Origin of the sequence: Pseudomonas sp. NPDC089392 (genome assembly GCF_044749595.1) — a bacterium.
Lineage (GTDB): Bacteria > Pseudomonadota > Gammaproteobacteria > Pseudomonadales > Pseudomonadaceae > Aquipseudomonas.
This window is the reverse complement of sequence record NZ_JBIVIF010000003.1, coordinates 298,049-318,979: the sequence shown is the minus strand read 5'-3', so window position 1 is coordinate 318,979 and position 20,931 is coordinate 298,049. Positions and strand designations below refer to the sequence as shown.

The window sequence follows — 20,931 nt, the reverse complement described above, 5'->3', positions numbered from 1 at the left end:
CTTTATTTCCCCAAACGTTTTCGGTAGTCAGCGTGCCAACCCACCATTAGATCGATCGCAAGCACTTGATAGGTTCCACGGACGTAGTAGTGCCCATTCCAGCTTCGAGAAATCGGTTCTACTTGAATGGGTGCGTCCTTGTGCGACCAGCGCAACAGTTCCAGGCCCTTCGCTTCGATCTCACCTTCATTGAGACCTTCGCAATGTTCAGCCATTTCCAAATGTCGATCTGACCATTGTTCGGTCAGTTTGGAGTCGTAGCTCGCGATCTTCGAGCGCATGCTGGGGTTATCTACGATCCATTTCGCGCGTTGCATCTTTGCCCGCCACTCCTCTCGAACAGCTTTCTGGACATCAGAAGGCTTACCGCCAACCAGTTCGATCTGGCGATACAGCATGCCGTCCGCTTGATAATCCTCCGGATGGGCCACCGAGTCGAAATCGGCAATCAGCTCCTCATCCTCCAGTTGTGCGATGATCGAAGAGATGCAGTGCTCCATCTCACTGCGCTGAATGACACGCTCACGTTTGCCGCACAGCGTGTAAACGACCTGCTGATCCCACCATGCCAGCAGGTGCTCGGCGACCTGGGCACGTTGCGCCTTGGGAATGATGTGGAGTCGCTTTGTAACCTCGGTCGGGATTTGCCCGATGGTGACGCTTTCCTGTTGAATGCGGATGCGCTTTAGGAAACTCAGGCGGGCAGTAGCATTCATCTTAAGGAATGCTTCGCAACCCGCAGCTCGGGCTGCATGCGGCATCTTGTTGCCAGCCGCTTTTGCAGCGGCCCGTTCCTCGACCACTCGGCTCGCTTCATCATTCATCGCTTTGAGTAGCGCTTGCCGACTTTTGTCTGGATCGCACAGCGCAATCAAAGGCGAGTCGCTCGGCACTTTTCCTACCGCTACGAGGTGGAAAGTAGTGTCGGCGAGCGATACCAACGGTAAGGCGTCGATCCAAACGCGCACCGTTTTCCATAGCGCTACACAGGCCAGTGTGACAGGCGGCGGACTGGCCTGCACTGAGTGCTTAAGCTGATAAAGCAGCTTGCCGCCATTCGCAGTGATCTCAACATCGTCGAGTCGCTCGATGGCCACAGCGGCATCATCAGCGAACTGAGAAATCAACGTGAGCAAGGCAAACTGGCTCTGGTAATAAAATCCCAACGCGGATGCCGTTGCTTCATGAACCGCGTTCGAGTCCGTGCTTTCCATCCCTTACAGCGCCTCCGACTGCAGCATGTGATCCATTTCGGCGCAAAATGATAACAGAGTGCCATTACAGGGTGGGAGGCTATGCAGCAGACGCTCGATATGAATTGAAGCCGCTTATCTGACCAGTATCAGATATGGGTTATCCGCTGGCGGATGCGCGATAATATCCGTACAGCTGTGTAGTAGATAGCCATTCAGAACGCTCGTTCTGCGAGGGCCTCTCACCGCGCACGTCCATATATTTTGCCCATTAGCTCGTTTCTGATGAATACCCAGCCTCTCAAAGTGACGTTGAATGTGGCGCCAAGGTGCGGTCTCATCGTCCGTTTCCGCCTGCTCCGGATGCTCCGCGGCGTAGCGTTGGAAAATGCCCGGCGTGACCAGGAAAAAAGTACCCTCCACGGTGTGGACTTTGGCCTTGCTGTCGTTAATCACCAATCGATGACTGCGCAGACCGTCGCGCAGCCACTCTAGAAAGGCCAGTCCGATGGTATCCTGGGGCGGCGCTGCGGACCGCTCGCCTCTAGTGCTTGAGTTTGTCTCAGGCTGACGCGGCTCCTCCAACATATCCATCAGATCGTCGAGGTAATCGAAATCCTGACTCTTGGGAGCGGCGGCCGGCCGCGTCTTATCTGCGGCAGTTTGCGGCCCAGCTGTACTCGATTCGCTGGTTTCACTAGTTGGCAGGGGGGCGACCGTCATCGGTTCAATCGTGCCGCTAAAGTAGTCTGGTCGGCGCTCATCGGCCCAGATCAGACTCGGCTGCAGGCGAAGGAAGGTGAAACGATGCTGCCAGTCACCTTCCGTGACAGTGGCGTTCCAAACCGCTTTGCTTTCCGGTGTCGCTTCCACTAATCCATGTGACTGCAGCTCATCGAACAAGGCGATGTTGGAGGTGGGGATACCGTCCACAGCCTGGGCCAGTAGATGTGCGCGCAGTTTGTCAGTCGTGGTCTTGCTGACCAGCCATAGGTGGTCTTCGGTGAGCCAGCCGGCCGCGCCGGGCTGGTTGAGCTTGAACTCGTTCTTCACCAGATGGCGCAGTCCCATTAGCAAGTGGTGCTGCAGGGAGTGCTTGGGCGCCTGCAAAGCCTTCGCAGGATTGCCACCGATGTTTTGCGCGGTGGAGACACGGTCAGCCTGCAGCACCAATTCCCCGAGTGTCCCAGCGTGCTCGTAGTGGTCGGCGAGCAGAAACAGCAATTGACTCCACAATTCGGGGTAATCGCTGAGCCAGTCGAGCAGGGCGGGCGATAGGATCTGCGTATAGAGCAACCCCGCCGCAGCGCCGTGCAGCTTGTAATCGCGGCCTGGGTGGTAGCGGAAACGGTAGGGCTGGTTCAGTGGGCCGTGCCAGGGGTGCCAGCGTTCGGCATTCTGATACTCGACCTGCAGGTCTACGGCGATTTTGCCGATGTCATGGAGCAGGGCACCGTACGCGATCGCGGCACTCCACGCGTCGGCCTGTGCGGCCTGGTCTTCCGGTGCTGCGCCACTGGGGAGGAGGTAGGACTGTCGTAGTTTCAGGCTGCACGCCACCAGCTCCAACCCGTGATCGAGCATGCCCCCGGGATAGGCGTGATGATGGCTTTCGCTCGCCGGGAGTTGCTGTACGAAGCTGGCGTAGCGGCGGATGGGCTCGAGGTAGAGCCGCTCAAACTGCGCTTCGGAGAGGGCCGTGTACTGCCAGATGCGTTCGAGCAGCTTTCTCCGGTGATCGGCGGCGAGCAGAGATTCGGCCGACTGGGGGAGCAGGAAGCCCTCGGCGATGGGAGTGGGAGTGAGCTCTGCCGGCTCGCTTTTTCGAATTTTCAACCACCAACGTTTCATCGCATGACCTGCTGTTCGTTCGGGAGGTCCTTTTGCCTTTTCGGATAAGCCTCTTACCCTTGCATCCCCTTCCATTGCCACCGTTACCCTTTACCGCCTTGACCTTTTTCGCGCGTGCGATAATTTGAAGCCAAGTCCATCGGGATCGGTGGTCGATCGGAATAGCGGTCCCTTTGTTCAGGGCGTAGACTGCCCGGCATCATTGCAAGAGCAGGGGCGCGGATGACGTTGAGTGATGCGGTATTGGTCGTGTTATTGGCCGATCGGATTCATGGCACGGATACGGCCATCCGATCTGCAGCCAAGCGCTGTGTGAAAAAGCTGCCCCGCAGCCAGCGCGATATCGTGTTCAAGATTGGGAACAGCGCAAACCCGCGTCAACTTGTGGCGCACCTGTGTCAGCACTTGTCTGATTGAGTTACCAGGCGAGGTCGTTTTAACCGGCACCTCGCAAGAGCGCGTACGCTTTAAGTAAACCCTCGGCTAAATCCGCAGTCTCATTTATTATCCCAGCACTTGTCCCACGTCTAGGAATAGCATTCATGTCCAAACTTGCCGAGTTCAAAGCACTGGAAGCGCAACTGGCCGCGCAGCTGCAACAGCTGGATGCCATGAAAAACGACTCCGGTTTGAAGCAGGAAATCGAGTTTGAACAGAAACTCAAAGCGTTGCTGGAACAGTACGGCATGGGCCTGCGCCAGGTGATCAGCATTCTGGATCCGGCCAAGGGCCTGAGCGTACCGACCGCGAGTGCGTCCAGCAGCAGCCAGCGCAAGCCGCGCGAAGTCAAACGCTACAAGCATCCACAGAGCGGTGAGGTTGTGGAAACCAAGGGCGGCAACCACAAGATCCTCAAACAGTGGAAGCAGGAGCACGGCTCGGATACCGTTGAGAGCTGGCTGCAGTAATACTGACTTTCTGACAGCGGCAAAAGTCGCGCTGCAGATAAAATAAAGGCCCCGCATAGGGGCCTTTTGCTAGGTGAGTGGAATCACGCGGTGAGTCGAGCTGGCGTATCCGTGGCTTGATCAGACTGCAAGGCCAACAGGTACTTAGAGGCTTCCCGGGCCTGACCACTGGCGCGGAAAATGGCTCGTTTGTCTTCCTTGAGTATTTTTAGCCAGGACGCCAGGTATTCCTCGTGCCGCAACTCACCCGTGGTACCGGTGAGTGCGCAGAGAAAGGCGGCGCCCATTTCTGCGACCAGTTCCTCAAAGGCATAGGCCGTGGAGCCGAATGCATGCCCGCCGGTGATACCTTCACGGTTCAGACGCGAGCGGTGGCCAGACCAGTGTGTCAGCTCATGCAGCGCCGTTGCGTAGTAGCTACCGACGTCTTCGAACTGTGCCTTCGTAGGTAGTTGGATCAGATCACGGATCGGCTGATAGAACGCGTCATCGCTGTAGCGATGCTCGATGCGCGCACCGCTGGCGACCAGCAGTTGCTCGGCCGGTTCATGATCGATGAAGGTCGCCGGCTCAGTGTGCTCGGTGGAGGCTGGCTCCTCGTCAGGCAAGCCTTCGGTCTGCTCGATGTTGAACAGGCAGTGCGTGCGCAGGATCGCGAACTGCACCAATTTGATGTTGCCCTGTTCATCGCGAACGACCTGGCCGTCCTCGTCATGCGCCTCCTTGCTCATCGGTTTGTATAGCACCGCGAGGGTGGATTGCTCGCCCTTGCGCACATGGCCTCCAGCCTTGCGTGCCTGATTGAAGGTCAGCCAGCGATCCTGGGTGAACCCTCGCAGGCGGGCCTCAGCCCACAAGAGTGGAACGTTGATGCCGGCGTAGGGCCGCCGGGTGATGGCGTTGATGGGAAAAGGGCCGTCAGCGCTGGAGCCGTTTGTGGTCCAGGGTTTGATCCAGGGGATCACGCCCTGGCTCAGGGCGCTGACGATCTTGTTGGTGACGTCCAGGTGGATATCAGACATGGCGTTCTCCGGTTGTGAAGGGGGAACGCCACCCCATCCGGGATGGTATTCCCGGTTAGGGTAGGGGAAGAGGAGGTGCTGGTCGTGTCAGAGGACTGTGAGATCCACCGAATGCTCAGCTGGCAAGCGGATGTGCAGGAAAGAAGGGGCGCTACGTGGCGTGATGTGGGCCAACTGCAACAGCGAAAGTTGTTCGGCCGCAGATGGCGCGCCGTCCTGTGGCAGCTGAATGTGCAGATCAGTTGGGTAGGTTGACGAATGAGTCGCAGCCGCCAGGCCACTAGTGAGCAGGATGGCCAGGCGTCGGGTTACCTGTTCTGTAGAGACATTTCCTGGGCCAGGCTTCATGAGTTGATGCCATACGCCAGGGCTGAGTACGACGGCCGTGGAGAGGCTGCAGTGGCTTGACATGAGAAACTCCTGAGTAGATCACGCGAGCACCTCAGTCGAGGTGTCGCGGGGCATAGTCGCTGTAAATATCGCAGCGACCTGGGAGTGCCTAAGCAGTAAAAAACCTGTGTTGAGCGGTGGTCAATGGCCACTCAGGAACATCGCAAATACGCCTATCCAGAGCGTTCCAAGGAACGCCGGGCGCTTCAGCTTTCTGATCAATGGCGACCTCGGGTAGAATCGAATGCAGCCGGAAAGACGCTTCCAGAGGCCCGGATGCGAGCCCTCTGGAAGCATGTGTGACTTAGGTCAGGTGGTTAAGATTTTCCCGTCGGCTCAACCTCGGCGGCCAAGTACAGGTGAGTGGAAGTGGCTTCAACCACCAAAGATCCTGCTGTCCCGCGAAGACTGGCCAGGACAGGATCTTCCATGTCGAAGTACTCAGCGAAATCATCACCGCCGAATTCGTCTTTAGCGCGATTCCACCAAGTGTCGAAGTCGTCGACCTCGGGGTTGCAGCCAATGGCATACGCCACTCGCTTGCGTCCGCTTCCATCGGGTTTGCTCTCGCCGATCTCGGCCATCAGGTAAACGCCGTGATCCTTGACCAGCATCACTTTGCAGCCATTGATACCGGCCTCGGCTAACACCGCGTGAAGTTCAGAGCCTGTGAAGCGCAGCATGATGAAATCCTCCAAAAGGTGCGGAGGAATGACACCCGTGCGGGAGAATTCCCAGCACTGGAATGGTTTGAGTAGATGCGTCGAAGGTGCAGGCTTGGAAGCCTGGGGATTTAGAGGGCGTTCATCACCGTGGGAACGGTGACCATGCGAGCTGCCGAACGCTAATCGCATTTGGGACAACCATCACATATGTGACGTAGCCTCGAAGGTTATGGCTACCTGGGATGCTGGATAACCAGCGATTGCACTTATTCAATATCAGGCAGGTTGGTTGTGGTCAATGGTGGGGCAGATGCAGATTCAGTCGTCGTGTCCGCATTGTTCCATGGCGGTGTTCCAGTCCGCTGCTGAACGATGAGCGGTGCTGTTCGTGGTTCGGAAAGGAGTAGACTTGAATCTTGGATCCAACGGGCTATCTGCCTGTGGGAGGTACAAGATGCGTAGCCAAGTCCGTCCTCATTCATTTTCGGGCCGTATGGGTTCAAGCCTTGGAGCAGCCTGGCGAAATTTGGCCTCCAAGTTAGTTAGCTCTCAGAGCCCGGCCCAAGCTCCATGTAGAAAGTTTTTGGTTATGGCCGCCAGCAAGTTACTTTGCGTGTTTGGTCTTGTTGCTGTCGCTCTTTCTTTTATTCTGCTGATCGTCACCAGTCTGGCATTTGCTCTAGTTCGAAGCTGGTGGGAGAGCGCCGAACCTGTGGCGAGTCGAGAAGAATCAGTCCCAGACTCTCTGGGTGCTGACCTCTATATTGGCGATTATGATAGCAACGGGCATTACATAGGTGACTTTAAGTCACCTGATTGATTTCTTGCCGGCACTCGTCAATTGCGCTGTGCCTTTGCTTGCAGCGTCGGTTGCATTCTTGCCGCCACTTGCCAGCATGCTCTGGATCCCGTTACCCACGGCATAACCTGCCCAGCTCATGGTGCCCACGAACAACGCTGGCAAGACAATGAACATTGCGCCCATGACGTACTCGATCACCTGCGCGGTGACAGTCCCGTCCATGAATCCGGCCGTCGGCAACGACAACAGTGCCTGGTCTGTGACCGACACTTGGTTGTATAGCGTTTCCAGCATGCTCGAATCGACCCAGCGCGCAAGCTCCCACCAGAACGTCAGCATGTGGAGGGTGAACAGTGCGAACGTGATCGTCATGAGCGCCTTCAACTGGTAGGTGCTGATCAGTAGGACCAGTGGCAAGCTGATGATCGTGCCCATGATCAGGAAGGCCTGGACCATGGGTAAGGCTGCACGCAAGGCATTCATCGCCGGGAAATTGCTGAACGAACCCAAGGCCAGGCCGGTGTTGGTGGCGAGGTTGTTGAGCCCTTGCGTCAGTGAACCGCCCCGGGCACTGCTGCCGTAGTCCTGGAAGACCTGCCCAGGTGCCATGCTCAACGATTGCTGGCGTGGGCTTACCAATTCGCGAAGGGTGGCGTCTTCAATCTCAGTAGAAGTGCGCCCGGTCAGCCAGCCTCGCAACTGCGACATCAGCGACGGATCGACCTCGGCCACCAATCGATCGCGCAGTCCGACCGTGGCATCACCCCACCACTGCTTGCAGGTGGGGTAGCCGGCACCGTTGTCGAGCTGGGGTAGGGAGGTATCACGGGCCTCGTCGTATGGCCAATCGACCCTGGGCATTCGCGAGCGATCGGTGTCGTAGTAACCTGGTGTATTCAGCAGGTAAGTCGAGCCAATCCAGGACGCGTCGTAGCTCTGGGATTCGTCCAAATCGGGCCGATTGGTAAAGAGCCTTGAGCGCGAAAAGCCGTAGCAGTCTCGGGTGAAGTCGGCGACCTCCTGCAGCAGTATCTGGTCGTTGATCCGCGAGCTGTCGATCTCCATGCGCATCGCACGGATGTCAGGTGCGCAGGGGATCGATGCGGTCGCGGCGGCGGTGATGCCTTTGCTCATGGCATGCACTAGGAACCACCACACCGGGACATTCGCTGACTTCTCGCCGATGGTGTTGAAGGTCGTGCCCCAGGCCGTGTCTGCGGGCTTCGCCATAGAGACCCCGCAGCGCTGGCTCGCGGCATCGTCGAAGCTCACGGAGGACAGGTTGAGCGGAAAGAACGGCATGCAACCAAACAGTATGACCACGTAACTCATCCACAGCCGGTTCTCGACGCGTGGGATCGACAACAACCCCTTGTTGCCCTCGTCGGCACCCTGTTGGCGGGCCGACAGCCATTCCTGCAGGATGATTGCACCGAAGGGCGCGGCGAACAGCCCGGTGTCTGCCAGCGTGTTCCAGATGCCGTTGTTGATGATCCAGGCCAGCAGCGACAGGTAGTACTCGAGATAGCTGTTGGTGCTCATGTTCATGTCTGCACCTCACACGCGAGACAGTTCGACCAGGATGATCGAGCTGAAGCCGATCAATCCCAGGCGCTTCAGCCGTTGTTGATCTGCAGGCGTGGGCCGCATGCGCAACGCTGCGGCCCAACCGACGAACATCAGGGTGTAGAGGAGGGCGCGCCAGCCCGCGAAGTAGGGGGTTGTCGCTCTTGCTGGTTCAAGCCAATCCAACTGGGCCACCGACAGGTGCAGCGCCATCCAAGCAATCAGCAACATGCCCAGAAGGGCGCCGAGGATCATCAGCACACGTGCGAGCGTGGACCTTACCGAAAACAAGATCATGGCGTGCTCCTCTCCTGTTCGGCCCGGCGCAGTCGGTCCGGCTCCGGATCACGCTGATCGATGCTACGCGAGGCGTCGGCACCGCCGGCGTGGCGATCGAGGACCAGGCTGGCGGTATTGGTGGCCAGCGACTGGCGTACCTGTAGCTCGGTTTGCAGCAGGCGGATCTCGCGCTCCAGCACTTCGACGTTGCTGTTGAGGGCGTTGGTGGCGGGCTGCGCCGAAGCCACGTTGGGCTCGTGGCTGCCGGCAAACAGCGTGCGCTGCAGCAGCATCGCTTTGTAGATCACGCTCGACAGTGCGGTCTCGCTGGCCAGGCGTCGGGCGAGCAGGTTCTGGTCGGGGTCGTCGCGTAACCCCTCGATGACGCCGCGGGAGACCTGCAACAACGGGCTGGAGACCTTGCCCAAATTCTCCGGTGTTGGCTGCTCGACGCCAGAAACCATGCGTTGCAAGCCTTCAAGGTTTTCCGTGTAGGTTTCCTGGATCAGCGGCGACAGGCCGGTGCCTGCGGTTACCCGCAGCGTCTCGCAGTCGTCGCAGGTCTCCACCTCGGTTTCCCCGAGCACACGCGTCGCCCACTCGGAGGCCTCACCAGGACTAGACCACGCCTGGCAGATGGCACCATTCTGGCAACCCGAACCCAGAGCTGAGGTATCCTCGACCGCCCGGTTGTGCAGCAGGTTGTAGCCGGCCTTGACCACATCCGACGTCACTCGGATGGGTTGCTGGCCGTTACCACCGGCTTTCTGCCCGCCGACCCAACTAACGCCGTTGTTGCCGTTATTGGATTCGGTGTCTTTGACTGCCGTCACGGCATCACCACCGGACTGCTCGAGGTTGTGCTGCATTTCCTGGTTCTGCGCCAGCGCGCCCCAGCCGGCCTGGTCGACCTTGTCGGCCATCTTCGCTGCCATCGCCTGGCAGGTGAGCTTGGAGCGGTCGAAGTCGATCCGGCCCTGCAGCACTCCATTGCTGAGCAGCTCATACAGCCCGGGATTGGCCCGCTGGATGATCATCGCCGGCAGCGACATGACGGCCTGCGTGGCGTTCTGGATGACGTTGCCCATGATTTGCTGGAAACCCTGGGTGGCGCCATTGAGCTGGTTCTGCAGGGTGTTCGAGAGGTTCATGTTTCCGCACATCATGTTGGCGCGCCATGAAATGCCCACGCCAAGGCCATTGGGTCGGTAAAGCGAGGAGGGCGCTCCTGCTGCCGAACCACCGCCGATGGTGTACATCACGCGGTCGTCCAGGACCTGGGCCTGGTCACCAAGGTGGTAGCCGTTCTCGGCGGCGTGGCCCACGGCATAGACGAGGAAGCACAGCAAACCGAGCGAGAGGGTCTTCATCATTGGCCTCCGTCAAAATCGATACTGAACAGGAAGGTCTGGCCCATGCGCTGGCAGCAGCGGTAGGGCCGCCACAGCGACCAGGCATAGGCGCCGTCGGAGCTCTGGATCGTTGGGCTGGGGAAGATGGCGCAGGTGTTCTGGATCAACGGGACGAGTAGCTGCCAGCGGTGGTTGTTGACGTTGTTCTCAATCACCGGCTGCGGCGGCCAGTAGCCGGGCGCGGGCATCGGCTGCAGCGGCAGATAGACGTGCGGCTGGCCAACGCGAGTGATGAAGTCGCTGGCGCGCTGAGCCATCACGGCACCGGCCTTGAAATCGTCGGGCTGAACCAGAAAACCGTGGCGTGGGTAGACGCTACCCCACATGTCGCCAAGTGCCTGATTGCCGATCTCGCGCATTCCCGGCACCAGTGCCTGCGGGTAGACGGATTCGGGAATGGCCTGGCGCCACGCCAGCGGGTCGAGCGTACTGAGGTAGTAGGGCGCAAACGGCATGGCCTCGCTAGGGCACGCATAGCCGAACGTGCGCGCCAAGGCCGTCAGGGCAGCCCCGCCGGGGTGCCCGATACCGTCGACATTCTTGAACCGTGGCAGGTTATCGCGCTGCGGCGAAGGCGTGATCAGATTGCCACCGCCTTGCGATGTGGGCGTCGGCGTTGACAGCGCCGACATCTCACTCCAGGGATTACCGCCAGTATCTGCATAGCTCGATACCACTAGCTCGGGAATAAAGTGACGGATCTTCGGTGAGGTTCGTACCGTGCAGCCGAAGGGGGTGCACAGCAGCCAGAAGCAGACTCCGACGATTCGGTACTCCAGGCACTGCAGCGACCCGACGGAGGCAATTATGGCGGGAGTGTTCAGTGCCAAGCACTGTTCGGCTGCCACGAGCGTAACTGTTGCGATTAGGGCACGGCCACGAGCGGTCTTGCTGGGCTTTGGCGATCTGTTTGTAAGGGATGCGGTCACGTTCATAGGGGCGCCCTGCTTTTGGCATTAATTCGCATCCGTGCTACGTGCACCAGCATCTCTGATATATCCAGTGGATACTGGAGGGAAACTGAGACAGGAGTGCTCGGTTTAGTGATTTCTGATAAGACTTGAGTATTTTGGTGGACTTCATCTAACTAGTTTCAGGCTCTTGAGAGAGTAAATTTGCACCCTTCAACGTTAGGTGCAATTTGTATGAAGGTCTCGCGGGCAATATCGAAAAAGCTGTAAATGCGAATCGATTTCATTGGTGGCTGGCGCTTGACTAGGTGGTGGCCATAGGACACTATTGGAGTGAAAAGAATCTCAGAAAATTTATTGTTGAAGATAGAAAGGACGCTCTGTGGATAAGTTGTTACGGTTAATCTTCACTAAGCTTGATAGTAAAAAATGGGTGAATTGTGGTGAGAGGACGCCGAATTCCGTCAGCTGTGTCCATTGCCAACAGTCCCAATACTATAATGGTAATAAAATAAGTTATAGTTGTGTTGAGAAGCGTAAAATATATGCTCTTCGATACCTGCCTGTTCATGAGGCTGAAAATAGGTCTGCTCTAAGGAAGTTGCCAGATGATGTGGTGCAGGAACTTTTGAATTATAATAATATACGCGTTCTCTCATTGGGCGGCGGGCCGGGTAGTGATTTGTATGCTGTGCTAAAGTATCTGTCTGAGAGCGTGAGGGACGGCTATAGGCACAAGGTTAGTATGACGCGGATTGATATCGAGCCGCTATGGGATAAAATGGCCGGCGTGGTTGTTGAAGACGCAGCGGCAGGCTGCGATTTTGAGATTGTTAATAAAGTTATACATGCTGATGTAATGGCAGGTCTGGATTCTGTTAAAGGAAAGGAATACGACTTGGTTATATGCTCGTACTTGATTTCGGAGTTAAGTGGAGTAAATTTCAAGGAATTGGGTGGAAGGTTGAAGAAAATAATGTGGAAGGGAGGGGTCTTGATGATAAATGATAGGCCCCAGGATGAGGTTGATAATAATATTAGAGAGATTTTTGAAGGTGCTGAGATAGAATTGGAAGAGGCATCTAATAATGGCCACGCCAACTATTACTTTGATCAAGATATTGTTGATAAGGTTGGGCCAAAATTTTATATGGGCTCTAATTTTTTTCTGGGGGTTAATAAGTGATAATTAGCGCTAGTCGTAGGACTGATATACCTGCTTTTTACTCTGATTGGTTTATGAATCGGGTGCGCGCAGGGTTTCTATTGACTCGCAATCCTTTTAACTATAATCAAGTTCGACGAATTTCATTGGCCCCGAAAGATGTGGAAGTGATCGTTTTCTGGACTCGCAATCCCTCTAAGTTGATGAGTTTTTTACCAGATCTAGATGCTCTAGGGTTTAGTTACTATTTTCAGTATACGATTACTGGATACCCTAGATCCATTGAGCGGTCTGTGCCGAACCCATACAAGGCTATTGAGCAATTTAAGACTTTGAGCTCGCAGATTGGCTCTCGTAGAGTAGTCTGGCGGTATGATCCGATACTGTTGTCAAATTTTTTGCCAATCGCAGAGCATAAGCGGTTGTTCAAAAAAATTGCTGAAGCGCTTGCAGGTAGTACGTGCCGAGTTGTCATAAGCTTCTCGGATTTTTATAAAAAAACAGAAAAAAATTTGCGACAAGTGAAAGATCTGATTTGTACTGATATTGCGCAGCAGGCGGAAGAGCTGAGCGATTTGTCTCGGTATATGGCGTTAGTCGCTGCTCAGAATGGCATGGAAATATTTACATGTGCGGAAAACGTAGATGTTGATGCGATTTCACATGGGAAATGTATTGATGATAGTCTAATTGAACGGGTTTTTGGGTTGTCGCTAAAATCAGATAAAGATAAAGGGCAGCGCGAAGCTTGCGGTTGTATCAAGAGTGTAGATATAGGGGATTATAATACATGCCTTCATGGGTGCTCATATTGTTATGCTACTTTTAGCAGCGGGCGAGTGTTGGCTAATAGGCGAAATCATGATCCTGAGAGTCCATTTTTGATCGGCGGGACAGATGGTGTTGATCCGGTGTTGCTAGAAGGTATGGATCCCCAAGAATCTTTGTTTTAAGTGTTTTTGGTTTTGTTGGTCTGCAGTGCGTAGTTACGTATCGTGAATTGTTTGAGGCTATGCTGATACAGCTAATTCCTATTTGCAAAATTATATCGTTAAGACATGTGCTGAGTGCTCTAATCCAAGACTATTTAGCTTTGAGCACGGTTGAACGGTCGGTCAAGTGCACGTAATCCCACGTAGTCGATCGATTCCCTCTGCGACCATCAGAGCGGCTTCCAGCTCGGACAGTTGATGCTCTTCCATCAATCGCCAGCGCTGGGCTTTTTCCTCGGGCTCGGTCATGGCCAGAGCGAGGTACAGGCTTGGCGGCACTGCGCGGAACAGCGTTTCCAGGTTCTTCGACAGGACCACGCCCTCGGTGTACTTGCCTGAGGCTTTGCTCGCGGAGAGCAGCAGCGCCTTCTGCGCCGGCGTGAGTTTCTTGAAACGGGCGATTTCCTCGATTTCCGCCGGCGGCATGTTCAGGCAGATCCACCACTCGATCATGTTGAGCATGGTCTGCGCCGCGTCGGGGAAGTCGGCCAGGTTCTGCGTGGCCAGCCAGAACCAGGCGCCCAGCTTGCGCCACATCTTCGTGCCCTTGACCACAAAGGGGGCCAACAGCGGGTTCTTGGTGATGATGTGACCCTCGTCGGTGACCATGATGATTGGCCGGCCGAGGTACTGATCGCGCTCGGCGAGGTTGTTCACCGTGTTCATCAGGCTGATGTAGCTGATCGACATCTGCGCTTCATAACCCTCGCGGGCGTAGGTGGCGAGGTCGACGATCGTCACGTCGCTCTCCGGCCAGGGCGTGCCGGGCCGGTCAAACAGGGCGCCCTCAAAACCCTGGCAGAACAGGTCGATGGACTCGGCCATCTCCTGGGCGCGCTCCCGGCGTTTATCAGGCAAATGGGCGTCGCTGGCGACCTGCCGCAGGGCATCGCGGACATGACGCGTGAGTACCTGTTGGTCGGTCGCGGCGCAGTGCTGGGCGGCATCGAGGATGCACTCGCGGATCAGGCTGCGATCCGCGCGGGTCAGGCGTGCCTCTTCCTTCGCTTCACCGCCGGTGATCATCAGCCGTGCGGTGATCTCCAATTCGCCCAGCACATCGCGCTGCTCATCACTGTCCGGCGCCGTTTCCTCCAGGTCTTCGATCGACAGGCTGGCCACCTGGTCCGGGTGCTCGATTAGCCGCCGGGCATGGGCGAACGGCGCCAGGCTTACATCACTGCCTGGTTTGAGCTGCACCTTGTTGACGGACAGCCCGAGCGTGGCGAAGTAATCACCCTGCAGGCCAAAAGAGTTGCCCGCTTCAACGATGAATAGCCTCGGCCGGTACACGGCCATGACCTGCATCAGGATCGAGACCAGGGTGGCCGATTTGCCGGCGCCGGTCGGACCGAACAACAGCAGGTGGCCATTCATCGAGCGGTCGAAACGTGACAACGGGTCAAACGACAGCGGTGCACCCCCACGGTTGAAGAACGTGATGCCAGGGTTGCCGGTACCGATGCTGCGGCCCCAAAGCGGCAGCAGGTTGGCGACATGCTGGGCAAACAGCAACCGGGTGTACCAGTTGCGCGTGTCGCGGGCCGGGTTGTAGACCATCGGCAGCCAGCGCAGGTAGCTGTTGCACGCCGCCACTTCATCGCCCTCGCGCACCGGTTGCAGGCCGGCGCCGAGCAGTACGTTGGCGGCCTGAATCGAGCGTTGCCGCAGCTGTTGTTCATCCGCACCGCGCAGGTACAACGCCAAGGTGCCGCGGTACAGCTTGTGCTGGCGCCCAATCAGCGCGCGCGCTTCTTCCACGTCCTGGCGGGTCTGGGTCGAGGCGAGGCTCTCGCCAATGGCTTTACGTGCCAAGCGGTTGAGCTGCTCCTCAAGCACATCCTGAGGCGTGATAACCAGGGTCAGGCTCATCACCGCCTGCTCGGGTAATTGATCGAACAAGGCGTTCAACGCCTCGCCTTTGCGTGTTTCGCCGGTCAGCTGGCCGATATGCGGCGGCCTGCGCAGCTTGTCGACCACCATCACCGTATAAGGCTGTTGATCGAAGTACCAGAGCCCCCGTTCGCTATCGGAACGTGGTTCCTGGAAAAACAGCCGCTCGGCGAAATCGTGGTCGAACGGCAGCGGCAGCTCCTCGCCGTCGTCCGTCTCCGGATAGGGCACGCGTCGATAGAACGCCGCGGGAGATTCGTCAGTGAGGGCTGGGGAAGGGTTGAACCAAGGCAGCAACCAGGCGTAGAAGTCGCGTCCGGTCAACCGTCGAGGGCTGACCCCGCAGGCCTGCAGCGAGGCTACCAGGCGGTCGCAGGTCCGGCTCAGCAGCTGACTCGGGCTCTGCCCATCATCGTCGCCCTGGTCCCCGAGCCAGCGGTAGACCACCAGCCGAATCCGGCGATTGCTACCGCGCCAGGGCAGGTGGGAAACAGCATGGTCGTCGAACAGCCCGCCTGGTTTAGCGATGGCGTCGAGGTGACGCTGCATCGAAGCGAGGAAGGCTTGGGTAAACGGTGTGCCGCGAGCCCTCGGCGCGATATAGCGCTCCAGGCGTTCGAGGTACGGGGCAAAGTCACTGTCGTCCTGGCAGAAAAACTGCACCACCCAGGGCGCCTGGTCCAGTTCGTCGAAGCTGTCCTGCAGCGCATCTTCCATGGCGTCGCGGGCTGCCATCAGCCACTCGGGCTCACGGCCCTCGGTCCCGATCGGCTGCAGCTCGAACACCGCGCCCACCGACCGGTTGTCGTCGAGCAGAAAGCACTGCTCGTCCTCGAGGTATTCGACCCAAGGCAGGTGATCGGCAAAGCTGGGATTGTGCGCATACTGGGCGGCCTCGTCGGCAAGCGTCGCGCGCCGACGCTGCGCCGCACGCCAAGGCTTCCAGTGTAGCGGGTCGCGACTCGCGTCATCGGCCATCACAGATCGTCCAAACGTTCGCCGGGCAGCGCATACTGCACTTTCTCGTACAGCGGAAACACCGTTGAGTAGCCAGGCACCGGGGTCTGCTGGGTACCGGCCAGGTGCGGGTACACGTACATGACCAGGTCTGGATTGGGCAGGCGTGGGAACTGGGCGCGGATTTCGTTGGCAGCCGTGCGGGTGTAGGCGCTCTGGTCGCCTATCAGGCGCTCAGGGTCGAGCACTGGACGGCGCAGTTCGCCGCGCGCTTCCTGCAACTGCTGCTGGGAACCGACGGTGCCACCGCCGTTCCAGATGTCCAGCATGGTTTGATCGCCGTGGGGCAGCATTTCCTCCTTGCTGGTGGAGCAGCCGCTCAGGTGCAGGGCGAGCAGCAGACTAATCCAGATCCAGTACCGAAACGGATGGGCTTTCATGGTTCACTCTCCGGCCTTTCGGCTCGTAGTCGATGCTGATCTCGTGGTCCAAGTGCAGGGCCACCTTGGCCCCGGGCGGCACGTAGATGGCGGCAAAGGCTTCGCCATAGAGCTTGTTGATCCACTCCCGGATATCGCCAATGCCACCGCTGATGACTGAGTTCAGCGCGCTGTTGCCGCTGTTCTGGGTCAGGCCCAGGCTGCCGCCGGCCGAGTTGATGAACGAGGTGTTGGTCTGCTCGCTGCCCAGGGCCGCGGCGAAGCCGGCACCGGCTGCGGTGATCAGGCTCTGGCTGCCCAGGTATTGCTGGGCGTTGGAGCGGCGTTCCCCAGAAATGCAGGGAATGCCGTAGAAATCGGAGATGTAGCCCAGCCCCCCACGGATCTTCTCGGTGTCCGAGGTCTGGGCGGTGCTGCGATTGCGGCTGACGACCTTTTGCGGCTGTGGCACCGTGCGTACGGTCCCGTCGCTGAAGACAAAGGTGATCGACTCGACCTGGCCGCGCACGCAGGACAACGTCCAGTCGCCGGCGGCGGTGCCGCTCATGACCGCGCCGACCACGTCCGGCAGGTCGATGCCATTGGCGGTAAGGTTGTCCGGGCCAACCAGGACCTTGAACGGATAGGGGTCGTTCACGGTGCCGTCTACCGGAACCCGGCCAATGAGCGCGGTCATGGCGATCGAGCCCATCAGTGTCGAGTTCTCGGGGAGAGTGTAAACGGGCTTGGCACCCTCGGCGCGGTCCTGAGTGTCCTCCAGATCACGCTCGCCCTTGGCGACGGCACGCAAGCGGTCCTGGCCACGATCAATGGCGTTGTTGTCCAGACCGTGCAGGTCCTTGAACGTCGACGTCAGCGATGACAGCGGACCGTCGGTTTTGCCGGTACCATCCTGCCCGACGCGCGCATTCGACGGCTCGATCCACTGCACGGCGTCAGACGCGGATTGTGCACCCGAAAACTGCTGCTCGTCGCCGGGCTCAAGACCAAAGCCTGCGGGCAGATCCGACTTCGCGGCCGGCTTGCTGGTGAGCTGGTCCTTGAGCCTCGACAGCAGACCCTGTGTTTCGCGGTGCTGCTGTTCGGCCTTCTGGCGGGCATCGTTGGCTTGCTGGCGCTGCTCGGTAACCTGCTGGGTGACGCTGCTCAAGGTGCTCTGAATGCGCGTGTCGATATTGCCTTCGCGCGAGCGCAACCGGTTGTTTTCGGTTTGCAGCGCATCGTTGCCTTTCTTCAGCGTCTGCATCTCGCTGCGCATCGCCTTCACCTGGCCGATCAGCGTAGCCACGGTGTCGCGTGGGGTATCACCCGCAATGCCCAGGGCCTTGGCCTGTTCCGCGCTCAATGTGGTCTTGTCCGGATCGTGCGCGGTCTGGCCTTCCGGTGTGGCCATCCATGATTTGCCGATGATCAGCACGATGCCCAGCAGGACCCCCGGTACCAACCACTTCAGCAGGCTGTTAGCTTTCATGATCGGCAGCCTCCGATGTTGGCGGGGGCAGCAGCATGGCGTGCTTCAGGTCGCTTCCGCGGGTGACGAGGTAGGCCACGGTGGTGTCTTCAGGCGTACCGGCGAGGCCGAGATCCGCATGTTGGAACGTTGCGGCGTACAGCGTGGCCTGCAGGTGACGCGGGTCCAGCACGATCTTGCTGGGGCCGCGGTTCACGATCTTTACTGCCGTTACCCAGTAATCGCCCAGCCGCCACGCAGCAAGCGCCTTGATCGAAACCCGCTCGGTGGGGAGCAAAGTGCTGAGCGCGGCGGAGTCGCTCAGTGGCACACGCCGCACTCCGGGCAATGGCGCCACGGTACGCAGAGGCGCATAGAGGTTCTGCGCGGCATAACGGGTAAGCACCACCGGTACCGGCGTCGCCGCAGGTGATGCATCTTTTTCGGTGTCCGCGTCCGGTGCCTGGGCCACAATCTTGACCGGCTCCAGCGCCTCGCTGCCCTCAAGCGCCTCGATATCGATCAGGATGATGTCGCCCGTCTTCACCGACTGCAGCTGCAGCCGGGTAGGCGGCAGCGCTTCGGCGGCGCGTAGATATACCGTCCCGCCGACCGACTGCACACGCAGTTTGCCGGCGATCGCAGTGGGCAGCCCGACGCGAACGTCCTCATCCAGCATCAGGGCCCGCTCTTGGCCCACCGTGAGCGGAACGGCCAATGGCAGGCGGTCCCAGTATTTGACCTCGACGGCTCCGACCGCTGAACACCAGCCGCTGACCATCACCAGAGTCAGGATCAAGACACGCATCATCACGCACCTCCCGGCAGCGTCAGCTTCTGTGGTGTGCCTTCGTAGCAGTCCAGCGCCAGGCCCCACTTATTGCGCTCAGGGTCGACGTCGAAGCGCACCACCCGCAGCGGATAGCGCACGACCACGCGTTTTACCGGCTCGGCGGCGTAGTACTCGTCGGCGTTGAGGTCGAGCTTGACCAGCCAGCTGTGCTTATCCAGCTGCTTCACCCGCAGGTCGGGGTCGTCGCTGTAACCGCGGCCCAGCACCTCATACACCCCGCGCACCCGACCACGCAGCTCGCCGGCGGCCTTGCGGTATTCAAAGTCGCCGTCAAAGAACGTCTTGCACGCGGGCGTCAGGTAGGGCTGCAGAGCAAAGATGGCACGGTGGTAGTCGACCTCACCGTCAGTGGGCCAACGGTTGAGTTGGCCGAAGATGTACAGGGCGAAGGCGTAGATGTTTTCCGGCGGCACATCCCACCACTTACGCGTGCTGCCGGAACGCAGATCAGGCGGTACGTGAATGGTGAGTTCGGAAGGTGCGACCTGCCAGCCGTACCACAGCCCGCCGCACAGCAGCGCCAGTATTGCCACGGCCAGGCGCAGGCTGAGAATATGCGCCTGCTGCGCATCCACCTTGTTGCGGAAGCGGCTCATGGGTTGGCCCTCCTATGCCGGCGAGTCCGACGCACGGTCCACGGCCCCGAATGCAGAATCAGATGGTGCGAACCGATGCCCCAGTGCACCGCCAGGTGCCACTGCAGGCGCCGGTACAGCCAGGTTTCGGGGCGGGCACGCTTGGCCCGGCGCAGCAGCTTGCCGCCGCCGAGCAACACCAACGCCATGCACAAGAACATGCAGGTGGGTAAAGTCGCGATGGAGGCGGTAGCCACCGCCAGCGGCGCACCGAAGATCACACCAAGCCCGGCACCGACGATCAGGGCGACCCACATCTCGTCGTTGGTGAGGCCACGCAGGACGGCCGGGTCACGGTTAAGGCGCTCCGGCAGGAAGGTCAACGTGCCGTCAGGCAGGGTGGCTGGAGTGTCGGACATGAGGACCTCACAGAATCGTCGCGGCTTTGGTGAGGAACCACAGGATCACCACTACCAGCAGCGCGCCGACGCCGACCACTGCGCCGAGGTCTTTCCAGGTCTTGCGCTGGTTCTGCACATCGGCGTAGACGGTGAGCGAATGCCAGGCCACGCCGAGAAAGGCGAGGGTGGCGATCAGCAGGCCGAGCAGGATGCCGCCGTCGTAGGCGTAGTTCTTGATGGTATCGATCAGTCCTGCCCCTTCACCCCGGGAGGGGGCTTCCATGGTCGGCAGGTCAGCCCAAGCGAGCGTCGAACTCAGCAGCGCCATGCCGGCGAAGAGAGTTCTCGAGCAAGCATTCCGCAGCAGGAGAAGCGGGCGGTGGCTATGGCGGGAGAGTTTCATGGCAAGGTCTCCGGATTACGACAGCATGAAAAACATGAGCACGATCAGGGCGAGTGCCAGGCGCAGCGTGCTGCCGCCGAGGGCACCGAAATTGAGGTTGCCGGCCGCCCAGCCTCGGTAGCCGGTCCACAGGGTCCAGGTGCACCAGAGCAACGCGAGCACTAGTACCGATGAGCGCCACAGCACCGAACTGAGCTGCGGGGTGAACCCGGCTACGGCAGAGAACGCGCTGAATTGGGCGTCAGTCATGCTCATTGGAGGGGCTCGAGTAGGGCGCATCAGCACGATAATCACCTGCCAGCTCGACCAGATCGGCCGGCTGCGCGCGTGGAGGCGACAGGTAGTTGTTGATACCGTGCCGCACGCGCTCCAAGTCAGCAGTCAACCTGGCGTACTCGAAGCGATAACGAACTTGGTCAGTGCCGGTGGCGCTGCCATGTGCTCGATCAGCCAACAGCTCGATGGCATCGATCTGCCGCTGCATTAAGTAGAGATCCGAGCGCTCGCGCGTGTCCTGAGCAGAGGCCGTGAGGGCAACCAAGCAGGTTATAAGTAAGGGGTAGGGGGAGAGCATCATGGCGAAATCCAGCTGAGTGACTGGTATTCACCATGATCAATAAGGCTGGCGTTGGCATGCGTTAAAGGGAATGTAGAGGGTTCGTTTTTTATCGCACCGGCTAGGCGAAGGCGCGCAGGTTCTATTAGAGCAAGATCCGCGCAAGATGAAGGTTCGTCGGCAGACGGTGGAGACAACCTCAAACTAAAGATGAGCATCCTCGGCGTTGCCGGCGATGGGGCCTTAG

General features: G+C 58.8%; 23 protein-coding genes. 6 read left to right on the top strand and 17 right to left on the bottom strand.

Going from position 1 to position 20,931, the window contains the following annotated elements:
* Positions 1–2 precede the first annotated feature (2 nt).
* Both ACIP1G_RS05135 and mobH read right to left on the bottom strand, forming a co-directional pair.
* Positions 3–1,214, bottom strand: coding sequence for an ABC-three component system protein (locus tag ACIP1G_RS05135; protein WP_400734442.1), 1,212 nt, complete (start codon positions 1,212–1,214; stop codon positions 3–5).
* Between the two features lie 114 nt (positions 1,215–1,328).
* Positions 1,329–3,044: a MobH family relaxase gene (gene mobH / locus ACIP1G_RS05130; protein WP_400734440.1), complete on the bottom strand. Its 1,716-nt coding sequence runs from the start codon at positions 3,042–3,044 to the stop codon at positions 1,329–1,331.
* A gap of 222 nt (positions 3,045–3,266) precedes the next feature.
* Between mobH and ACIP1G_RS05125 the strand changes: the two genes are divergently transcribed.
* Both ACIP1G_RS05125 and ACIP1G_RS05120 read left to right on the top strand, forming a co-directional pair.
* Entirely contained in the window at positions 3,267–3,461 is a 195-nt protein-coding gene (locus tag ACIP1G_RS05125) for a hypothetical protein (protein ID WP_400734438.1), read from the top strand.
* Positions 3,462–3,586: 125 nt separating this feature from the next.
* Positions 3,587–3,952 carry a histone-like nucleoid-structuring protein, MvaT/MvaU family gene (locus ACIP1G_RS05120; RefSeq protein ID WP_400734436.1) on the top strand — a complete coding sequence of 122 codons (366 nt, stop codon included), beginning with the start codon at positions 3,587–3,589 and terminating at the stop codon, positions 3,950–3,952.
* A gap of 83 nt (positions 3,953–4,035) precedes the next feature.
* Here the strand turns inward: ACIP1G_RS05120 and ACIP1G_RS05115 are convergent, their stop codons facing one another.
* A complete protein-coding gene (locus ACIP1G_RS05115) occupies positions 4,036–4,974 on the bottom strand; it encodes an ArdC family protein (protein ID WP_400734434.1) in 939 nt (312 codons plus the stop codon).
* A 258-nt stretch (positions 4,975–5,232) separates the two neighbouring features.
* On the opposite strand from ACIP1G_RS05115, the gene ACIP1G_RS05110 reads away from it, so the two are divergent.
* On the top strand, positions 5,233–5,382 hold the full coding sequence (locus ACIP1G_RS05110) for a hypothetical protein (protein ID WP_400734432.1): 150 nt from the start codon (positions 5,233–5,235) through the stop codon (positions 5,380–5,382).
* 299 nt (positions 5,383–5,681) lie between these two features.
* Here the strand turns inward: ACIP1G_RS05110 and ACIP1G_RS05105 are convergent, their stop codons facing one another.
* Positions 5,682–6,047 (bottom strand): DUF3085 domain-containing protein, encoded by a 366-nt coding sequence (locus tag ACIP1G_RS05105; RefSeq protein WP_192907279.1) that lies wholly within the window; start codon positions 6,045–6,047, stop codon positions 5,682–5,684.
* A gap of 571 nt (positions 6,048–6,618) precedes the next feature.
* Between ACIP1G_RS05105 and ACIP1G_RS05100 the strand changes: the two genes are divergently transcribed.
* Positions 6,619–6,849, top strand: a complete 231-nt coding sequence (locus ACIP1G_RS05100; protein WP_192907280.1) for a hypothetical protein — start codon at positions 6,619–6,621, stop codon at positions 6,847–6,849.
* On the opposite strand, the gene ACIP1G_RS05095 is transcribed toward ACIP1G_RS05100, so the two are convergent.
* Genes ACIP1G_RS05095 through ACIP1G_RS05080 form a run of 4 tightly spaced genes read right to left on the bottom strand, consistent with a single transcriptional unit; the run spans position 6,838 to position 11,023 of the window.
* Positions 6,838–8,379 (bottom strand): conjugal transfer protein TraG N-terminal domain-containing protein, encoded by a 1,542-nt coding sequence (locus tag ACIP1G_RS05095; protein WP_400734430.1) that lies wholly within the window; start codon positions 8,377–8,379, stop codon positions 6,838–6,840. The genes ACIP1G_RS05100 and ACIP1G_RS05095 overlap by 12 nt on opposite strands.
* A gap of 9 nt (positions 8,380–8,388) precedes the next feature.
* Positions 8,389–8,694 carry a hypothetical protein gene (locus tag ACIP1G_RS05090; protein ID WP_400734428.1) on the bottom strand — a complete coding sequence of 102 codons (306 nt, stop codon included), beginning with the start codon at positions 8,692–8,694 and terminating at the stop codon, positions 8,389–8,391.
* Entirely contained in the window at positions 8,691–10,046 is a 1,356-nt protein-coding gene (locus ACIP1G_RS05085) for an integrating conjugative element protein (protein WP_400734427.1), read from the bottom strand. Before ACIP1G_RS05085 ends, ACIP1G_RS05090 begins: the two co-directional genes overlap by 4 nt.
* On the bottom strand, positions 10,046–11,023 hold the full coding sequence (locus ACIP1G_RS05080) for a TIGR03756 family integrating conjugative element protein (protein WP_400734425.1): 978 nt from the start codon (positions 11,021–11,023) through the stop codon (positions 10,046–10,048). Before ACIP1G_RS05080 ends, ACIP1G_RS05085 begins: the two co-directional genes overlap by 1 nt.
* A 358-nt stretch (positions 11,024–11,381) precedes the next feature.
* Here ACIP1G_RS05080 and ACIP1G_RS05075 point away from each other — a divergent pair, with 358 nt between their 5' ends.
* Positions 11,382–12,185 carry a hypothetical protein gene (locus tag ACIP1G_RS05075; protein ID WP_400734424.1) on the top strand — a complete coding sequence of 268 codons (804 nt, stop codon included), beginning with the start codon at positions 11,382–11,384 and terminating at the stop codon, positions 12,183–12,185.
* Positions 12,182–13,117, top strand: a complete 936-nt coding sequence (locus tag ACIP1G_RS05070; RefSeq protein WP_400734422.1) for a DUF1848 domain-containing protein — start codon at positions 12,182–12,184, stop codon at positions 13,115–13,117. Before ACIP1G_RS05075 ends, ACIP1G_RS05070 begins: the two co-directional genes overlap by 4 nt.
* A gap of 162 nt (positions 13,118–13,279) precedes the next feature.
* Here ACIP1G_RS05070 and ACIP1G_RS05065 read toward each other — a convergent pair whose 3' ends face one another.
* The 9 genes from ACIP1G_RS05065 to ACIP1G_RS05025 all read right to left on the bottom strand — a co-directional run bounded on the left by ACIP1G_RS05065 (position 13,280) and on the right by ACIP1G_RS05025 (position 20,705).
* The gene (locus ACIP1G_RS05065; RefSeq protein ID WP_400734421.1) at positions 13,280–16,027 is read right to left on the bottom strand and encodes a conjugative transfer ATPase; all 2,748 of its coding nucleotides are present in this window, start codon (positions 16,025–16,027) and stop codon (positions 13,280–13,282) included.
* Positions 16,027–16,446: a TIGR03751 family conjugal transfer lipoprotein gene (locus ACIP1G_RS05060; RefSeq protein WP_400734420.1), complete on the bottom strand. Its 420-nt coding sequence runs from the start codon at positions 16,444–16,446 to the stop codon at positions 16,027–16,029. The genes ACIP1G_RS05065 and ACIP1G_RS05060 overlap by 1 nt, the downstream gene beginning before the upstream one ends.
* Entirely contained in the window at positions 16,409–17,917 is a 1,509-nt protein-coding gene (locus ACIP1G_RS05055) for a TIGR03752 family integrating conjugative element protein (protein ID WP_400734418.1), read from the bottom strand. Before ACIP1G_RS05055 ends, ACIP1G_RS05060 begins: the two co-directional genes overlap by 38 nt.
* Complete coding sequence (locus ACIP1G_RS05050; RefSeq protein WP_400734416.1) at positions 17,907–18,707, bottom strand: TIGR03749 family integrating conjugative element protein; 801 nt, start codon at positions 18,705–18,707, stop codon at positions 17,907–17,909. Before ACIP1G_RS05050 ends, ACIP1G_RS05055 begins: the two co-directional genes overlap by 11 nt.
* Positions 18,707–19,345, bottom strand: a complete 639-nt coding sequence (locus ACIP1G_RS05045; protein WP_400734414.1) for a PFL_4703 family integrating conjugative element protein — start codon at positions 19,343–19,345, stop codon at positions 18,707–18,709. The genes ACIP1G_RS05050 and ACIP1G_RS05045 overlap by 1 nt, the downstream gene beginning before the upstream one ends.
* Positions 19,342–19,743: a TIGR03750 family conjugal transfer protein gene (locus ACIP1G_RS05040; protein ID WP_400734412.1), complete on the bottom strand. Its 402-nt coding sequence runs from the start codon at positions 19,741–19,743 to the stop codon at positions 19,342–19,344. The genes ACIP1G_RS05045 and ACIP1G_RS05040 overlap by 4 nt, the downstream gene beginning before the upstream one ends.
* Positions 19,744–19,750: 7 nt before the next feature.
* Entirely contained in the window at positions 19,751–20,053 is a 303-nt protein-coding gene (locus ACIP1G_RS05035) for a TIGR03745 family integrating conjugative element membrane protein (protein ID WP_400734523.1), read from the bottom strand.
* Positions 20,054–20,143: 90 nt separating this feature from the next.
* Positions 20,144–20,383, bottom strand: coding sequence for a TIGR03758 family integrating conjugative element protein (locus tag ACIP1G_RS05030; RefSeq protein ID WP_400734410.1), 240 nt, complete (start codon positions 20,381–20,383; stop codon positions 20,144–20,146).
* Positions 20,370–20,705, bottom strand: a complete 336-nt coding sequence (locus tag ACIP1G_RS05025) for an RAQPRD family integrative conjugative element protein (protein ID WP_400734408.1) — start codon at positions 20,703–20,705, stop codon at positions 20,370–20,372. Before ACIP1G_RS05025 ends, ACIP1G_RS05030 begins: the two co-directional genes overlap by 14 nt.
* Between the last annotated feature and the right edge of the window lie 226 nt (positions 20,706–20,931).

Bases quoted from the DNA above. Each gene is read 5' to 3' on its own strand.
- ACIP1G_RS05065 (WP_400734421.1), bottom strand. From the start codon at position 16,027: ATGGCCGATGACGCGAGTCGCGACCCGCTACACTGGAAGCCTTGGCGT.
- ACIP1G_RS05040 (WP_400734412.1), bottom strand. From the start codon at position 19,743: ATGTCCGACACTCCAGCCACCCTGCCTGACGGCACGTTGACCTTCCTG.
- ACIP1G_RS05050 (WP_400734416.1), bottom strand. From the start codon at position 18,707: ATGATGCGTGTCTTGATCCTGACTCTGGTGATGGTCAGCGGCTGGTGT.
- ACIP1G_RS05090 (WP_400734428.1), bottom strand. From the start codon at position 8,694: ATGATCTTGTTTTCGGTAAGGTCCACGCTCGCACGTGTGCTGATGATC.
- ACIP1G_RS05045 (WP_400734414.1), bottom strand. From the start codon at position 19,345: ATGAGCCGCTTCCGCAACAAGGTGGATGCGCAGCAGGCGCATATTCTC.
- ACIP1G_RS05055 (WP_400734418.1), bottom strand. From the start codon at position 17,917: ATGAAAGCTAACAGCCTGCTGAAGTGGTTGGTACCGGGGGTCCTGCTG.
- ACIP1G_RS05115 (WP_400734434.1), bottom strand. From the start codon at position 4,974: ATGTCTGATATCCACCTGGACGTCACCAACAAGATCGTCAGCGCCCTG.
- ACIP1G_RS05085 (WP_400734427.1), bottom strand. From the start codon at position 10,046: ATGAAGACCCTCTCGCTCGGTTTGCTGTGCTTCCTCGTCTATGCCGTG.
- ACIP1G_RS05125 (WP_400734438.1), top strand. From the start codon at position 3,267: ATGACGTTGAGTGATGCGGTATTGGTCGTGTTATTGGCCGATCGGATT.
- ACIP1G_RS05120 (WP_400734436.1), top strand. From the start codon at position 3,587: ATGTCCAAACTTGCCGAGTTCAAAGCACTGGAAGCGCAACTGGCCGCG.
- ACIP1G_RS05105 (WP_192907279.1), bottom strand. From the start codon at position 6,047: ATGCTGCGCTTCACAGGCTCTGAACTTCACGCGGTGTTAGCCGAGGCC.
- ACIP1G_RS05030 (WP_400734410.1), bottom strand. From the start codon at position 20,383: ATGAGCATGACTGACGCCCAATTCAGCGCGTTCTCTGCCGTAGCCGGG.
- ACIP1G_RS05095 (WP_400734430.1), bottom strand. From the start codon at position 8,379: ATGAACATGAGCACCAACAGCTATCTCGAGTACTACCTGTCGCTGCTG.
- mobH (WP_400734440.1), bottom strand. From the start codon at position 3,044: ATGAAACGTTGGTGGTTGAAAATTCGAAAAAGCGAGCCGGCAGAGCTC.
- ACIP1G_RS05135 (WP_400734442.1), bottom strand. From the start codon at position 1,214: ATGGAAAGCACGGACTCGAACGCGGTTCATGAAGCAACGGCATCCGCG.
- ACIP1G_RS05025 (WP_400734408.1), bottom strand. From the start codon at position 20,705: ATGATGCTCTCCCCCTACCCCTTACTTATAACCTGCTTGGTTGCCCTC.
- ACIP1G_RS05110 (WP_400734432.1), top strand. From the start codon at position 5,233: ATGAGTCGCAGCCGCCAGGCCACTAGTGAGCAGGATGGCCAGGCGTCG.
- ACIP1G_RS05080 (WP_400734425.1), bottom strand. From the start codon at position 11,023: ATGAACGTGACCGCATCCCTTACAAACAGATCGCCAAAGCCCAGCAAG.
- ACIP1G_RS05100 (WP_192907280.1), top strand. From the start codon at position 6,619: ATGGCCGCCAGCAAGTTACTTTGCGTGTTTGGTCTTGTTGCTGTCGCT.
- ACIP1G_RS05035 (WP_400734523.1), bottom strand. From the start codon at position 20,053: ATGGCGCTGCTGAGTTCGACGCTCGCTTGGGCTGACCTGCCGACCATG.
- ACIP1G_RS05060 (WP_400734420.1), bottom strand. From the start codon at position 16,446: ATGAAAGCCCATCCGTTTCGGTACTGGATCTGGATTAGTCTGCTGCTC.